The organism is Rhizobium mongolense subsp. loessense, assembly GCF_900099775.1.
GTDB classification, from domain to species: domain Bacteria; phylum Pseudomonadota; class Alphaproteobacteria; order Rhizobiales; family Rhizobiaceae; genus Rhizobium; species Rhizobium loessense.
Map to the genome: position 1 here is coordinate 43,596 of NZ_FMTM01000010.1, position 15,681 is coordinate 59,276.

A 15,681-nucleotide genomic window follows, 5' to 3' on the forward strand; every position below is an offset into this window, starting at 1 on the left:
CAGTCCGGTCAGTCCGTCATCGGCGCCAGGCCCTCGATCTCCATGATGAATTCGAATTCGCGGGCAAGCCCCGGCGAATAGGCGACGATCGGGCCGCCTTCGAACAGAAGAGTGCGTAACGCGGGCATGGCGACTTTCGCGCCCGCTTCGCAAGCGATCAGCGCGCCTGCGAGCATATCCCATGCGTTCAGATGCCGCTCGTAATAGAGATCGGCCGCACCCTCGGCGACACGTAGGAGGTCGATCGCGGCCGCGCCCATGCGGCGGTAGTCCATGCCGCGCTCATGTAAGCGCCGGGAGACGGCAAGGTGCTCGTCGAAGCTCGTTTTGCGCGAATGGCCGAGAATGCAGATGGCATTGGCCGGATCGTTCGTCGCCGCAGCACGAATGGGTGTTTCCTCGCGAAACGCGCCCCTGCCACGGATTGCCGAGACGACGGAATCCTTGGCGGCATCGTAAACGACGCCGATCTGCAGGCAGCCTTCGGCGCAAAATGCGATCGATACGCCCCAGTGGCGGAAGCCTCTAATGTAGTTCGTCGTACCGTCGATCGGATCGACCACCCAGGTTCCAGCGCTGCCGGCTCCGCCGCCGGTTTCCTCGCCCACAAAGGTGTCTTGCGGGAACAGCCCAAGCAGCCTGTCGCGAATGGCCCGCTCGGCATTGCGGTCGGCGACGGTCACGAAATCCTGCAGGCCCTTGTTTTCGACCTTGAGTTCCGAACCCATTTCCGCACGGAAGCGGGCCGCCTCGCGCCCGACATGGCGGGCGATGTCTACCGCCGCCGCAGCGCGGGCCTCTAGGGCGGAGGGATCGAATGCGGACCTCATCAGGCAGTCCTTCTCTTGATCAACGAAACGGGCGTGAATTCGACGCGCGCCGTCATATCCGGCTGAGCCATCCGGCTCATCAGCAGGCCGATTGCCCGGTCGGCCTGCAGGTCGCAAGGCTGGCGGATGGTTGTGAGCTCATAGGCAGCCCAGCTTGCCTGGGGAATATCGTCATGGCCGATCACGCGCATGTCGGGTACGTCTTCGCGGCTGCGGCCCGACATCAGACGGTCGATCACGCCGCAGGCCATGTAGTCGTTGGCGCAGAAGACGCCATCGAGTCCCAAGGAAATGAGCCCGGATGCCGCGTCGAAGCCGCTTCGATAGTCGTTTAGCCCGACGGTGAAGAGCTGCGCCTCGAGGCCGCGCTGGCGGCAGCGGGCAAGGAAAGCCTCGCTGCGGCGGCGTGCCGTGTAGGAGACGGAGGACGCGGCAATTGCGGCGAGACGCCTGGCGCCGTTTTCGACCAGGTGATCGGCGGCCAGATTTCCGGCGGTCTGGTCATCGGAAATGATGCGGTCGACAAAGGGAATCTCGTCGCCCTTGTTGATCAGCACGATCGGCACGCCCTCGGCGGCGCACTGCTCGCAGATTTCCGTCGGCGGAGCGTCCGATGTCACGATTACGCCGGAGACGGCATAATGCAGAAGCTGGCCGATGACGGTCGAGGTATCCGCCTCTTTGGAGGTCGGCAACAGAATAGGACGGAAATTGCGGAAAATGAGCGTGCGCGCCAGATGCTCGATCTGAAGCGTGCGGAACGGGTTGTCGAGCCCGGCGGCGACGACGCCGACGAGATCGGAGCGCTTGTTCGTCAGGCTCCGCGCGAGGTAGTTGACGCGGTAGCCGAGCTCCTTGGCTGCTTGATAGACCTTTTCGCGGGTCTTCGGCGAAACGCTCGCATCGGGCGTGAAGGCGCGCGATACGGCCGCGCGCGAGACCCCCGCAACTCGCGCCACGTCGAAGGACGTTACTCTGCGCGGTCCTTTATCCTTGTCTGCCAAACTTTCTTTCCCCACCCGGCACGGTGCGCATCATATCCGGCAGATCCGTGCAGATACCAAGCACCGGCAGCTTCATGATCTCATCGAGGATCGGCCGTCTTTCCTCATGCCACAAAACGATCTCGCGGCCGCTTGCGAAGGCGCGCTCCATCAGCACCGGGGTCACCAGATCTTGCGGCCGCTCGCCGGCGCGCTCCCAGCACAGATGCAAGATATCGGCATCCGCCTCCTCGCCGATCACGTGCGGATTATCGCCGACGCGAACAAGCACAGACAGCGGATAGTCGCAACCGGCTTCGCGAAGCTCGCGGACCTGTGCGATGTCGAAGGAGCCGAGGCAGGCGAAGCGCTGGCCCTTTTCGAGCAGTTGCTGCCAGCAGCGAAGGCCGCTTCCCGGTGCTTTCAGCTCAATATAGAGCCCGGTTCCGGTCTGGCGGCCAAGGGCGGCGACCGCCTCGAAGGTCGGGACGTCGACGCCGTCCTGTGCGGCAAGCTCGGTTGCGACCATCTCCGAAATACGCTTGTCCACGCCGAAGACGCGCTCAAGATGGTCGTCATGGGAAACGACGACTACGCCGTCCTTGGTCAACTGTGTGTCGAGCTCCCACATTTCTGCCCCGAGGTCCGCCGCCAGACGGAAGGCGGCGAGCGTATTTTCGCGGGCATGCCCGCTTGCGCCACGATGACCGATGCACAGAGGCAGCCGGCCCTTGCAGGCGGGCCAGCCATAGCGCTCGAAGAAGGCCGAGAAATCACGTTGCATCAGAGCCTCCGTCCGTCTTCGTCGAAAATGAACACGTTGCGGCTGTCGATTGCCCAGGTGACCTCGTCGCCGATCTTGATGTCGTGGCGGACCGGCTGGATGGAGCGCAGCAGCGGTCCCCCGGCAAGCCGCACGTCATAAAGATTTTCACGGCCCTGCGTTTCGGCGAAGTTCACGACGCCTGTGACCGGCACGTCGCCGGTTGGATTGTAGTGCTCCGGGCGCACGCCGAGCATCAGCTTGGCGCCATCGGAGGCGTCCACCGAAGCGGGGAGTGGAACTTTGATCTCGCTGCCTGGAATGGAGAATGCACCCTTTGCCGCCACGCCGTGCAGGAAGGTGATCGGCGGGTTTCCCAGGAAGCCGGCAACGAAGGCGGTGCGCGGGTCGCTATACATCTCTGCCGGTGTTGCGATCTGTATGATCTCACCTTCTTTCATGATGGCGATGCGGTCGCACATGCTCATGGCTTCCACCTGGTCGTGGGTGACCAGGATCGCGGTGATGCCCGTCTCGCGCTGGATGCGACGGATTTCCGAGCGCATCTCCAGCCGGAGCTTTGCGTCGAGATTGGCGAGCGGCTCGTCGAGAAGCAGGACGTCCGGTTTGCGGATCAGCGCGCGTGCGAGCGCCACGCGCTGCTGCTGCCCGCCGGAAAGCTCAGAGGGGCGGCGCCCCATCAGGTTGCCGATCTGCACGAGAGCGGCGATGCGGTCGACCTCCTTGCGGATGTCGGCTGAGGGCATTGCCTTGACCCTCAGCGGAAAGCCGATGTTTTCGGCAACCGTCATGTGCGGATAAAGCGCATAGGACTGAAACACAACGCCGACATTGCGCACCTGGCTCGGAAGATCGGTAACATCGCGGTCGCCGAAGAGGATGCGGCCCCCAGTCGGCCGATGGATGCCGCAGATGGCAAAGAGCGTCGTCGACTTGCCGCAACCCGAAGGACCGAGCAGGGCTAGCATCTCGCCGTGGGCCACTTGAAGGTTCATGTTCTCGATGACCTTGGTGGTGCCGAAGCTCTTCGAGAAATTGTCGAGGAGTATACGCATCAGCCTTTGCTCCCGCCGCCATAGATATTCATGAGATATTTGTGGAAGAATCCATAAAGCAGCAGCACCGGGATGACGTAGAACACGCCGACCGCCTTGAAGGTGCCGAAGTCGAAATTGTTGTCATCGGCAATCAGTCCCGAAAGGTAGACCGAGAGCACCTGTACCTGACCGCCTGGGGCCAATACCTGCGGCAGGATGAATTCTCCCCAGCCTGAAAGGAAGGAGAAGAGCGCCAGCGCCATGATCGCCGGACGCACCTGAGGCAGCACGAGACTGCGCCAGACCCTAAAGCGCGAGGCGCCGTCGACGACACCGGCCATTTCTATCTCCCAGGGCACGCTGTCGTAGAAGCCTTTCATCAGCCATATGCCGAGTGGCAGGTCGATCGCGGCCTTCACAAGGATGACGCCGATCAGTGAATTATAGAGACCGACCATCTGCAGTACGATGAAGATCGCGATGATGAGCGTGACCGACGGGAAGGCATGCAGCACCATGACGCCGGCAAGGAAGAAGCCGCGGGCAGGCACGTTCAACCGCGACAGCACATAGCCCGCCATGGAAGAGACGAGCAGCACGACGGCCGTCGTGCTCGCCGTGAAGATCAGCGTGTTCAGCGTCACCAGCCAGATGTTCGGCCTTCCGGGCGGCGTCTGCCAAAGGAATGCCCAGTGCCGCAGGGTAAGCGTATCGGGCATCAGCGCCGCCGGTTGCTTGTCGGTGATCGTATCGATGAAGAGATAGGCATACATCAGCACCAGCGGCAGGCTGACGATGGCGAGCGCCAGAATGACCGGCCAGGTGCGGTAGTTCGCCGAGGGCTGCGATTTCTCCGCCATGATCAATCCTCGATGAGCGGCCGCGCAACCAGCGTGGCGTAATTGAAGACGCGCAGATAGGCGAGCGACAGGATGATGCCGATAATCACGAGGACGAGTGCCATAGCGGCGCCAAGGCCATATTCCAGATTACCCGCGTAGTTATTGAGCGCCGTGTGATAGGCGGCAAGCGACCAGACTTCGGTCGCCTTGCCCGGCCCGCCGCGGGTCGAAAGGAGGATTTCGTTGAAGGAGGCAAGCAGCGACAGCGTCTGGTAGCAGGTGACGAACAGGATCGGCCAGCGCATCTGCGGCAGGATGATGTAGCGGATCTGCTGCCAGCGGCTGGCGCCATCCACCTCGCTTGCGAAGAACTGGCTCTTCGGGATCGCCTTCAGCGCCGAGGAAAAGACCAGCATGCCCATCGAGGCGCCGATGAAGCCGTTGATCAGCACCACGAAGAGCCAAGCGTTATAAGCATTGTCGAGAAGATAGTTCTTCGGCGGGTAGCCGAACTTGCCCATGAAGGTGGAGATAAAGCCGGTATCCCAGGCGAGCCATTTCCACATCAGCACATAGATGACGACGGGCGTGATGCGCGGCAGGAGCCAGACGGACCGAAAAATCGTTGCCGGAGCGTTCGGCATGTAGTGAGTCCAGATCGCGAGGAGCATGGCGTAGCTCGTGTTGAAGATCACGAGCACGAGGGCGACGTAGAGCAATGTGTTGAAAAGGATCTGCGCCATATCCGGTGACGAGGCGATGCGCGAGAAGTTCTCCGTCGTCCACCTCCAGCCGGTATAGGTCGCGCTGGCGAGGCCTTCCTTCTGTTCCGGCGTCATCTTGAGGCCGAACTTGTCGAGCGAGGCGAAAAGGTCCTCCTTGCTCGAGAAACGCAGATTGGCAACGGAGCGGTTGAACTGCTCGGAGATTTCCTTGACGTCCCGGGTCGACGGCCGGTCGTTAAGATCCTTGATCATGCGTTCGGCTTCGCGGCGCGACGAGAAGACCTCACCGAGATGTCTTTCGCGCAGCTCCATGGCGATGCCAGGCTCAAGCGCAAGGCCCTCGACGTCCTTGATGCCCTCCTCGTCGATCGCGTAGCGCGACGCGGTAAGCTGCTGCACGACCTCCGGCATCTCGTCCTTGAGCGCGATGATCGAATTTGGGGCGATCTGGTAGGCGCCGCCCGAAATTCCCGTGGCGGTCGTCATGTTCGTGAAGGAAAAGACGGCGGTTAGGACGACCGGCATCAAGAAGAACAAGACAATCATGATCGCGGCCGGCGCGATCATTATGAGCCCGAGCGTTCTGGACGATCTCATGAAAGCCTCCGCAAAATGTCCGGGCGGGTGGGGCCGCCCGGAGGCTTGCTTGCGCTCAGCGGATGATGATTTTGTCGCCGAGCGTGCTCTTCAGCTCGCCTTCTACGTCGTTGACGGCAGCATCGACGCTCTTGGCGCCTGTCCAGGAGGCCTCGAGGCCCTTCCACATGATGTTCCAGTAGGTGCCGAAATCGGCATTGTTGGGCATCGCGTTGGCGTAGGGCAGAAGCCGCTCGGTGGCTTCGCGCGTCCAGCGGTCGGAGGAGTAGAGCTCGATCTCGGTTTCCGATTTCGAAATGCCGAGATGAGCGGACTTGACCGCATGCAGCACATTGATGCGCGGCTCGGAGGCGATCTTGATCAACTGGGCGGCGATCTCGGTGTCGTCCTTGTCGTGGCCCGAGGTCAGAAGATAGACGAGCGGATGCGTCAGCGTGTTGGCTTTGCCGCCTTCGCCGGCCGGGATCAGCGTGAAGATGACATTACCGAAAAAGTCCTTCAGCCCTTCCTGGTTGACGTAGCGGGCATAATGCCAGGTGCCGCCGTGCCAGATGCCGGCCTTGCCGGATGCCACTTCCTTCCACCACTGGTCGGCCGGCATCCCGATATGGTTCTTCTTGGTGACGCCGTCTTTTACAGCGTCGGCGAAGAACTGGTACGCGCGCTGCATCGCAGCTTTGTCGAAGACCAGCTTGCCGTCTTCTTCCATCGTCCCGCCGAAGCTCGTGTAAAATTGCCAGAAATCCGGACCGTTGGTGTAGCGCGGGTAGAAGCCATAACCTGGCTGCACGATGCCCTTGTCCTGCATCTTCTTGGCGTCTTCCAGCAGGTTCTTCATCGTGTAGCTGCCGTCCTGGACCTTCTGCGGCAGAGCGTCGAGATCAGCATCGGTATAGCCGATCGCCTTCATGTGAGGCTTCCAGAAGAACATCGGGCGGGACTCGGCGTCCTGCGGGATGCCGTAGACCGTGCCGCTGAAGGAGGCAATGTCCATCAGGTTTTCATAGATGTTGTTAAGCGGCCAGGAATCGAGGTCGACATAGTCCTCAATCGGCACGATCAGGCCGGACTGTGCCCAGGGGCCAATGTCCTCGTGGCCGGTGACGACGATGTTCGGAGCGGTTTTCGCCTCGGCGGCAAGCGTCATCGCCTGCTTGAAGTCCTCCCAGCCGCTATAGGCCTTTTTCTCGACCTTGATCTTGAGATCTTCGCCCTTGATAGCGGCTTCCCGCTGGAGCTGCTCGGCTGCAATATCGATTGCGTCGAGGCGATAGACGTCGTTCGGGCCTGTGCCGCCGGCCCAGACCGTAACGGTCAGATCCTTGGCAAAGGACAGGGCGGTCGTCGTGGCTAGGATGGCGGCGGCGACGGTCATGCACTTCAATGTCGGCAAAATAGTCATCTCTTCATCTCCCCAGAGATTGGTGCGAGCCTCTTGGCGGGCCATCACCATTGCTGACGGCCGGCCCGGAGATCCCATGAAAAGCGCGAACGGTTTCCGCTCTAGGGGATCTGCGTAACGACCGCGTGACAATATTGAGCACGTGTGCAAAATTATTATGACTCGGCGGAAAAACATTGCAAGCGACGTTTCGCAGCGCGCCGAATCCGGCTTTGCAAAACCCTTCGAATGCGAGTGGAACGTTCTGCGCTGTGGATCGGTCACATGCCGTTTGCAAGTTCACCGGCCCCCAAGCGGGATTCCAGCGGAGGCTTTTTGAGAGTTCAACGATACGGGCGTGCCAGCACCTTCCCGGTGCTTGTTCTGCGCAATCAAACACGCATCATGGACCTGCAGTTTTCTTGAAAATACTGTTGCATGCTGGTCCGGCTCCGCAACTTTTTGATGAACCCTCGGATTTGTCGCCGGAGGAACTTGACGGTCGAACCGGCGGCGGCCTGGACTTCGTATCGGCAATGGGTCCGAATCCTCCTTCGACAGGCGAACAGAATCGAACTGCGAATATTCCAAACCATCCGGTCGCCTTGCCGAAAACCCACAGTTTCCCGGTGGCGCAGCTTTCCTATGCCGGTCCCGACCGCTTGTCTGGCAAATCTCATCCGGCAGGTTGGCCGGCAACGTTTTGCGCAACGTTTCCAATTTTATCGAGAGTCATCAAGCAAAGCTCGGACAAAGCTCGTTTCAGCTACTTCGATCGTTCCCTCGGGCAACTTCAGGACGCGATCGATGGCAGTACCATAGAACCTCAGGCGATCGTCGAGCATCTTCACGGCCTGCTCGACATTGCCCTCGCGGCTCCTTATCAGGGCCTCGCGCATCACGCTGCTGAGGGAAAGCCGAAAGAGGAGAAGCATCTCTGCGAACGCTTCGGGGTCTGGCGCATCGAAGAGACCCTCCTTTGTTCCCTCTCGGAGAACATCGGCCAAAAGCGGAACCACGATGCGGGTCACAGCCTGATCGATGCGGTGAAACAGCACGATGTTTTCCGGGCGGAAGATGACATCGAATACTGTTCGCAGTTGCGGGCCAAGCTCGACCTTGAGGCGCCGCGATCCGGCGAACAAAGTGTTCAGCCGTCCCACGGCGTCGAGCTTAGGATCGTCGAGGAGCGGTCGAATCTCTTCAAGGCTTTCGCGGGCAAGGCGGGCAGCGAATGCTTCAAGCAGCGCCTCCTTGGAGGGAAAATAGTGATAGAAGGCACCCTTCGACACGCCTGCTTCGCGAATGATGTCGTTAATCGTGGTATTATCGTAGCCATGAGCGAAGAAGAGCCGCTGAGCGCAATTCAACAATTCGCCTGAGCGGATCTCTGGGGGTTTCTTGACACGCATCGCGGCGCTCGTTTCTTTCGTATGTTCCCCTGACTGGCGGAGCGGAATTCGATGCTGCGGCCGAATTCTTCAGCCTGCATTTATAGACCGACGGTCGGTCTAATGCTATAGGGTCGGGCAACAGCAGCAGTTCAAGGCAGATGGCGTGAGACCGTTCCGCTTGCTTTCCGTTGTCGTCGCTCTCTCCGTGGCAGGCGGTTTGGTCGCTTGGTATGTCTGGCACTCCATCCCCGTATCGGTCGTCGTGCCTGCGCGTGGTAGTGCCGCCGAAATCGTCTATGCCAGTGGCGTTGTTGAACCTCTGACTTGGGCAAAAGTCACGCCGCTGGTACGCGAACGGATCGTCGAGCAATGCAACTGCGAAGGTGCAACCGTAAAAACGGGCGACATACTTGCTCGCCTCGATGACAGCGAGGCGAGGGCGGCCCTTGCCGAGCTCGAGGCGCGGCTCGCGCTGGCGGAGCAGGAATTTCGGCGCTACAATTTGATGCTGGAGAAAAATACCGCAGCCCAGCAGTCAGTCGACCGGGCAAGCAGTGAGGTGCAGCAGCTCAAGGCGCTGGCGGTTGGCCAAAGGGCACGCCTTGACAGCTATATCATTCGCGCTCCGATCGATGGTGTCGTGCTTCGCCAGGACGGCGAAGTGGGCGAAGTCGCCGATCTCGGAACGGCGCTCTTCTGGGTTGGGGAACAAAAACCGCTGCTGGTGGTCGCCGACGTCAACGAGGAGGATATTCCGCGGCTCCGGCTGGGGCAGAAGGCCCTGCTCAAATCTGATGCCTTCAAGGATCAGACCCTCAATGCAACCGTCAGCAGCATAACGCCGAAGGGCGATCCGGTGACGAAGACTTATCGCGTGAAGCTGCGTCTTCCCGATGACACGCCGCTGATGATCGGTATGTCGACGGATGTGAACGTCATCGTCCGCGTCTCGGAAAATGCACTGCTGGTCCCCACCGTTGCGGTGCAGGCTGAGAAGGTCTTCACCGTCGAAGGAAACTCAGCCCGGCTGCGTGAGATCAAAGCCGGTATCCGCGGCCCGAGTGGCATCGAGATTAGGTCCGGTCTGGATGAACAGGCGCGCGTGATTTCACCGTTTCCGCAGGATCTGAAGGATGGGGCCTGGGTCACGATAACCGGTGCTGCGAAGTGAGGTTCTGATGCGGCTGATTTTCGAGATCGCCGTCACCCATATTGCCGGCCGGCGCCGGCAGACACTTGTTGCCGTGTTCGGCGTTGCCGTCGGTGTCGGGTTTTCCATCGCCATGGCGGCACTCATGCAGGGTGGACAGGACGATTTTGTGGAACAGCTGATCAATACCATGCCGCATGTCGAGATCACCGACGAGCAGCGAACGGCGCGGCGGCAGCCGGCCGAAACCGCATTCCATACGACGGAGATCTTCGGACTGAGGCCGCGGGAGGACCGCCGCGGCATCATCAATCCGACTGCCGCGCGCGCCTGGCTCGAGGCATGGATACCCGGCCGGCTTGCACCAGACCTGAAGCTGCAAGGTGTCATCCGTTACTCCAGCCGCGAGGTCGGAGCATCGGTGATCGGCATCGAACCGGTCGCCGAGCGCGGCGTTTCGCCGATCATCGGCGATTTCGTGGAGGGAAGTTTCGGAGCCCTTGCGGCAGGCGGGAACAATATCGTCATCGGCGATACGATGGCCAAACGCCTCGGCGCCGGGCTGAACGATACAGTTGCCGCGGTTTCGTCCGAGGGACTCACGCGCAATTTCAAGATCGTCGGCCTCTTTCATACCGGCACGACCGCCCGGGATGAGGGCGAAGCTTATGTTCTGCTGAAGAACGCACAGATCCTGAGCGCGCGCGCCAACGCCATCAATGAGATCCGCATCAAGCTTGCAAATCCCGATGACGCACCAGCGGTGGCGCGCCGGATCGAGGCCGAACTCGGCTATAGGGCCGAGGCTTGGCGGGAGGCCAATGAACCGCTCCTCGAAGCGCTCGTGATCCGCAATGTGATCATGTACACCGTTGTCGCAGCAATCATGCTGGTCGCCGGTTTTGGTATCTACAATATTATCTCGACGATTACTCACGAAAAGGCGCGCGATATCGCCATCATGAAGTCGCTCGGTTTTGCCGAGGCGGACATGCGGCGCCTGTTTCTGCTCGAAGGTGTCGCCATCGGGGCCGGCGGATCAGCGCTCGGTTGGCTGCTTGGCTTCTCGCTCGTCTATGCCTTGTCCCTGGTGCGCTTCGAGCTGGCTGCGACAGGCCAGGAAATGACACGTCTGCCGATTGCCTGGAGCATTCTGCATTACGCAATTGCCTCAGGTTTCGCGCTCGGTTCTGCGGCTTTTGCCGGCTATCTCCCGGCTAGGCGTGCAGCACGCCTTAATCCCGTGGATATCATAAGGGGTGCGACATGAGCGCCTTGATTGAAGCGAAGAACCTCACTCGCATCTTGACGGAAACCGTCCCCGTAACACTGGTCGAGGATGTGTCTTTGACGATCGGTGAGCGGGAATTCGTCGCAATCACTGGACCTTCCGGTTCCGGCAAGTCTTCGCTGCTCTATCTGCTGGGACTGCTGGACGAGCCGACGAGCGGCAGGCTTTCGATAGGCGGCAGAGACACCGATCCGATGGACCAAAGGGAACGCGCCGAAACCCGCCTGTCCATGCTGGGTTTCGTCTTCCAGTTCCATTTTCTTCTGCCAGAATTTACGGCGCGGCAGAACGTTGAGATCCCGATGCGCAAGCTTGGCCGTTTGAGCCGGCCGGCCATGCAGGCGCGGGCTGAAGAACTCTTGGCATCGCTTGGCCTTGCCGGCCATATCGACAAGAGGCCAGATCAGCTTTCCGGCGGTCAACGCCAGCGTGTCGCTGTCGCACGCTCGCTTGCGAATGATCCACCCATCCTGCTTGCGGACGAGCCGACGGGAAGCCTCGACAGTCAAAATTCCGAGCAGGTCTTTTCGATCCTCGAAGGGCTCGTGCGCGAACGCGGCAAGACGGTTATCGCCGTCACCCATGATCTCGATATGGCGGCCCGCATGGGGCGGCGCATTCATCTCATGGATGGCAAGATCGTCGCCCATCCTTGAGATCGGTGCGGGCGGAGGCATTTGGCCAGCCAGCAGCAGCGACTTGATGGCCTTCGCGACCAAGCCCAGCCATCGTTCGTCACGGCCAGTTCGATCCGAAGGCGACAACACGGCTCGAGACCAGCCTCACCAGCAGCAAGACAAGGTGAAACACGTACTTGCCAGTTGTTTGTGGTCGATGCGGCGGCAAAGAAGAAAGCCTCGAAGGCGGTCAATATTGCTGTCAGCTCCTCGTTCCTGCGTTTGTGCTTTGCGCTGCCAGGTCTCTGCGGTTAGGCTGGGCTATTTCTCGCATAGACGCCGAGCGCCATAATAGGGTTGGTAGGTACAGTCGGAAGCGCGGAACGAACGATAACTGCGGGAGCAGGCCGTGATATTGCAGGACGGTGCGGCGTTCTCTTGGCTTGTCATCATTCCTGTATCCGGATCGATCTGCGGTGCAGGCTCAGCCATCGCCGCCTGCATGAATTCCCGCCAGATGCGAGCCGGAAGTGCGCCTCCTGTGACACCTTTCATCGGCGCGTCATCGTCGTTTCCGACCCAGACGCCGGCGACCAGGGCGTCCGTGAAGCCGACGAACCAGGCGTCGCGGTTGTCCTGACTGGTACCTGTCTTGCCGGCCGCAAAGATGCCGGGATCGGCGTCGCGGCCCGTCCCACGCTCAACGACCAGCTGCAGTAACGCAAGAAGATCCGGCTGATACGCAGAGAGGTCGATAGACGCCGGCACTTGCGCACCCACACGGAAGCCTCTGGGCTGGCCAGATGCTTGAAATTCAACAATACCCCACGGCTCGACGGGCGCCCTTCCAAGGCGTACCGACGCGTAGGCGCCGGTCAGATCGAGCAAATTCACCTCCGAAGCACCAAGCGACAAGGCAGGCGCCGTCGTCAGGGCCGCGTTTATACCGAGCTCCTTGGCTGCCGCGGCGACACTGTCCAGTCCCACCTCCTGGGCAAGGGCTGCGGTGGCGGCATTCAACGAGCGAGCAAAAGCCTCCGCCAGCGAAACCCAGCCGCGGTAACCACCCCCGGAATTTTGGGGCGACCATCCGTTTATTTCGATCGGCCCGTCGAGGACCTGATCCGACAGAGAAAGCCCCTTTTTCAACGCAGCATAATAAACGAACAACTTGAATGTGGAGCCTGGCTGACGCATCGCCGTGACAGCTCTGTTGAACTGGCTGGTCTTGTAGTCGTGTCCGCCGACCATTGCGACAACCGCACCATCGGGCGTCATGGCGACCAGCGCCGCCTGCGATGCGCCGCGAGCCTTTCCCTCCTCATCGAGAGCCTGTCTCACCACCCGTTCGGCAATTTCCTGCAGGCGCGGTACCAACGTCGTGCGCACTGTCGTCGAGCCGGGAGAGGAGCCCGCGATCTCGCTCGCTTGTGGCGAAACCCAATCAGCGAACCAGCTGCCGGAGCGCGGCGTCGGTGTCGTCGGGTGCAGTTCGGCGAATTCATTCTTGGCGGCCTCGGCTTCTTGCGGGGTCAGCTTGCCGTTGGCGGCCATCGCGTCGAGCACTGTTGCCGTGCGTTGGCGTGCACCCTCGAAATTGTCGATCGGGTTCAACTGGCTCGGAGCCTTCAACAGACCCGCCAGCATCGCCGATTCTGGAATATCGAGCGCACCGACATCCTTGTTGAAGTAGATCCGTGCCGCTGCCGGCATTCCCGTAGCGCCGGAACCGAGGTAGACCGAATTCAGGTACCGCGTCAGGATCTCCTGCTTGCCGAGCTTCCATTCAAGCCAGAACGCGATCACCAGTTCCTGGATCTTTCGCTTCAGCGTTCGGTCACTTTCGAGATACTGCAGCTTGATCAACTGCTGTGTGATCGTGCTTCCCCCCTGGACGACCGAGCCTGCCTCAAAATTCCGTATTAGCGCGCGCGCAATCCCTTTGAGGTCGATGCCGTGGTGGTCCATAAACCGGCGGTCCTCGATTGAAAGCACTGCATCCACGAGGGGAGGGGGGAATTGTTCGTACCCTGCATAGGGTCCCTGATAAGGCCCCTGCCGAACGAGAGGTTCGCCGTCCGCCGTTTCCAGTACAATGACGGGCTTCATGGAACCATCGGCAATCTCTTGCCACGGCACGTCCTTCAACGCCCAAGTCAGAACGCCGGCCACGATCAGCAAGCAGAGCAACGCAGATAGCGCGACAAGCCCTTTCCATGACCGCAGTTTCAATGGACCGGCCCGCTTTATGCCGGTCATTCCGGCACGAAGGGCTGCCATGCGGGACCGCGCGTTGGAAGAAAGCGATGCAAAAGCAGCAGATACCCGCCGACGCTTCTCATTTGGCGCTCGAGTTCCAGACGTCTGTTGTCTTTTCTTGACGGCTGCGATGCCCTTTCTCATCCCGAACGGGCTGCTTTGCAAAACCGCACGGAGATCATGGCGGAGGGCGGCAATCAGGTCACGAACGGCTCGTGCGCTTTGACCAAAAGGCGAGGAAGGGTTCACAGCTTCTTTGGATTGTTCCAATGGTGATGAAGATCCGGATGGTCCCTTGTGAGGCCCGGTTTCTTCTTCAGCGCCTTCAGCCGGAAATCCTTCGCTCTGCAGCAGCTGCGCAGATTCGGCGGCGGTGCGATCACCAGTCTGATTTGAGCTGCCGGTTTGTTTTGAACTGTCTGCGTTGCTTGCCATTTGTTACCGGCTGGTTGTTTTGAAGCAATTAGCGCGCAATGTTGCGGAGGAAAGACGACTTTGGCACTGCTCTCTCAAGTCTTTTCGAATATAGGCCCAGTCTGGAAAATTGGTGCGGGAAATGTTCTCACATCCGAAGCCAGCCTTTTCATGGCAACCCAGTACCAGATCAACAGCGTGCGTGAGCGGCGTTCGCCTCCGCTGGTGACAATCTGCACCTTCGGCATCCGGCATGGCCATAACGCATCGTGCGCAGCTGCTCGATCGTCGAATTCCATCTCCACCAGGTCGTCGGGCTTCATCGCGAAGGACTAGCTCCCCCTGGGCGTTCCTTCCGTTCAGTCGAGCCAGCCGTGACGGCGCCAAGGCGCGGTCGCAGCGGACCGGGTTCTGGAGGTTCAGCCTTTAGAGGAGATTGCCTGGGGCCAACACGGCGTCGAGGTTGCAACCGCCCCGGTCATTTCCTTTCTGCCTTCTGCGCCATCTTCGCCCGCGCGCCTTACGGCCTCAGATCAGGCCATATTGTTTCGCCTTGTTGCGCAAAAAAGGCAGGCCGTTGCCCATCACCTCTGCCTCGTCCCTGGCGACAGGACGCCAGACTGCGAGACCGTAGGCGACTTCCGCTGGCATGTTGATGAAACTCTCCATAGCAAGGCCGCCTTTGAACCCAATGGCCGCAAGTGCTGTATATATCTCGTCCCAAGGGACGTTTCCGTAGCCGGGCGTGCCACGGTCGCTTTCAGAAAGATGGATATATTTTAGATGTTCGCGCGCATCGAGAATGCCCGTGGCAGCGCCCTTCTCCTCGATGTTCATGTGATAGGTGTCGAGATGCACAAAGATATTGTCAGCGCCCACGCGCTCGATCATCTCAACGGCTTGCCTTCCTGTATTTATCAAATGATTTTCATAGCGGTTCACTGCCTCGACGCCGAGCTCGATGTTGCGGGATTTGGCGTGCTTGGCGGCGGCCGTCAGCGCGCGGGCGATGTTGTCATATTCCTTCTGCGTCGGCGGCACGCCAGTACGCTCGCCAATGCCGCCGAAGATGACGCCGGAGAGCGCCAATGCGCCCATGTCGGCCGTCTTGTCGATCGCGACCTTCAGATGCTCGATTGCCGCCTCCGGCCGCACCGACGCCCAGGCGTGCTCGGGGAGCCCGAGCGAGCAGACGGCCGGCAGGCTGTGCTTTTCGAGAAGCGCCCGGGTGTGTGGCGCATCGACGGCCGGCGCGTTGAGGAGCGCAATTTCGATGAAGTCCATCTTGTAGGACACCGCAGCTGCGATCGCCTTTTCGGCACCTGCCTTGTCCCAGTCCATTGTCCACATGCTGGTATGTACGCCGAAGCCTTGCAT

14 protein-coding genes are annotated in these 15,681 nt (G+C 60.4%); 3 read left to right on the forward strand and 11 right to left on the reverse strand.

Translation table 11 applies throughout. The annotated features are described in order from the left end of the window. Positions 1–8: 8 nt before the first annotated feature. The 8 genes from BLP23_RS25895 to BLP23_RS25935 all read right to left on the reverse strand — a co-directional run bounded on the left by BLP23_RS25895 (position 9) and on the right by BLP23_RS25935 (position 8,591). Entirely contained in the window at positions 9–830 is an 822-nt protein-coding gene (locus BLP23_RS25895) for an inositol monophosphatase family protein (protein WP_092587613.1), read from the reverse strand. Continuing rightward, positions 830–1,834 (reverse strand): LacI family DNA-binding transcriptional regulator, encoded by a 1,005-nt coding sequence (locus BLP23_RS25900; protein WP_092587614.1) that lies wholly within the window; start codon positions 1,832–1,834, stop codon positions 830–832. Before BLP23_RS25900 ends, BLP23_RS25895 begins: the two co-directional genes overlap by 1 nt. Further along, positions 1,818–2,597 (reverse strand): glycerophosphodiester phosphodiesterase, encoded by a 780-nt coding sequence (locus BLP23_RS25905; RefSeq protein WP_092587615.1) that lies wholly within the window; start codon positions 2,595–2,597, stop codon positions 1,818–1,820. The genes BLP23_RS25900 and BLP23_RS25905 overlap by 17 nt, the downstream gene beginning before the upstream one ends. Then, positions 2,597–3,652: an ABC transporter ATP-binding protein gene (locus tag BLP23_RS25910; protein WP_092587616.1), complete on the reverse strand. Its 1,056-nt coding sequence runs from the start codon at positions 3,650–3,652 to the stop codon at positions 2,597–2,599. The genes BLP23_RS25905 and BLP23_RS25910 overlap by 1 nt, the downstream gene beginning before the upstream one ends. After that, positions 3,652–4,494: a carbohydrate ABC transporter permease gene (locus BLP23_RS25915; protein ID WP_092587617.1), complete on the reverse strand. Its 843-nt coding sequence runs from the start codon at positions 4,492–4,494 to the stop codon at positions 3,652–3,654. Before BLP23_RS25915 ends, BLP23_RS25910 begins: the two co-directional genes overlap by 1 nt. 2 nt (positions 4,495–4,496) lie before the next feature. Next, positions 4,497–5,798, reverse strand: coding sequence for a carbohydrate ABC transporter permease (locus tag BLP23_RS25920; protein ID WP_092587618.1), 1,302 nt, complete (start codon positions 5,796–5,798; stop codon positions 4,497–4,499). Positions 5,799–5,853: 55 nt separating this feature from the next. Further along, positions 5,854–7,200, reverse strand: coding sequence for an ABC transporter substrate-binding protein (locus BLP23_RS25925; RefSeq protein ID WP_092587619.1), 1,347 nt, complete (start codon positions 7,198–7,200; stop codon positions 5,854–5,856). A 701-nt stretch (positions 7,201–7,901) separates the two neighbouring features. Next, positions 7,902–8,591, reverse strand: coding sequence for a TetR/AcrR family transcriptional regulator (locus tag BLP23_RS25935; protein ID WP_092587621.1), 690 nt, complete (start codon positions 8,589–8,591; stop codon positions 7,902–7,904). Between the two features lie 145 nt (positions 8,592–8,736). Here BLP23_RS25935 and BLP23_RS25940 point away from each other — a divergent pair, with 145 nt between their 5' ends. From BLP23_RS25940 to BLP23_RS25950, 3 genes are read left to right on the forward strand one after another with little or no spacing between them, the layout of a single operon-like run. Next, on the forward strand, positions 8,737–9,744 hold the full coding sequence (locus BLP23_RS25940) for an efflux RND transporter periplasmic adaptor subunit (protein ID WP_092587622.1): 1,008 nt from the start codon (positions 8,737–8,739) through the stop codon (positions 9,742–9,744). A 7-nt stretch (positions 9,745–9,751) separates the two neighbouring features. Further along, complete coding sequence (locus BLP23_RS25945; protein ID WP_092587623.1) at positions 9,752–10,993, forward strand: ABC transporter permease; 1,242 nt, start codon at positions 9,752–9,754, stop codon at positions 10,991–10,993. After that, positions 10,990–11,670, forward strand: coding sequence for an ABC transporter ATP-binding protein (locus BLP23_RS25950; protein ID WP_092587624.1), 681 nt, complete (start codon positions 10,990–10,992; stop codon positions 11,668–11,670). Before BLP23_RS25945 ends, BLP23_RS25950 begins: the two co-directional genes overlap by 4 nt. Positions 11,671–11,952: 282 nt before the next feature. Here the strand turns inward: BLP23_RS25950 and BLP23_RS25955 are convergent, their stop codons facing one another. From BLP23_RS25955 to BLP23_RS25965, 3 genes are all read right to left on the reverse strand, one after another. After that, complete coding sequence (locus BLP23_RS25955; protein WP_407691808.1) at positions 11,953–13,890, reverse strand: PBP1A family penicillin-binding protein; 1,938 nt, start codon at positions 13,888–13,890, stop codon at positions 11,953–11,955. A 509-nt stretch (positions 13,891–14,399) separates the two neighbouring features. Next, entirely contained in the window at positions 14,400–14,627 is a 228-nt protein-coding gene (locus tag BLP23_RS25960; protein WP_092587626.1) for a hypothetical protein, read from the reverse strand. 205 nt (positions 14,628–14,832) lie between these two features. Continuing rightward, on the reverse strand, positions 14,833–15,681 hold the full coding sequence (locus BLP23_RS25965) for a sugar phosphate isomerase/epimerase family protein (protein WP_092587627.1): 849 nt from the start codon (positions 15,679–15,681) through the stop codon (positions 14,833–14,835).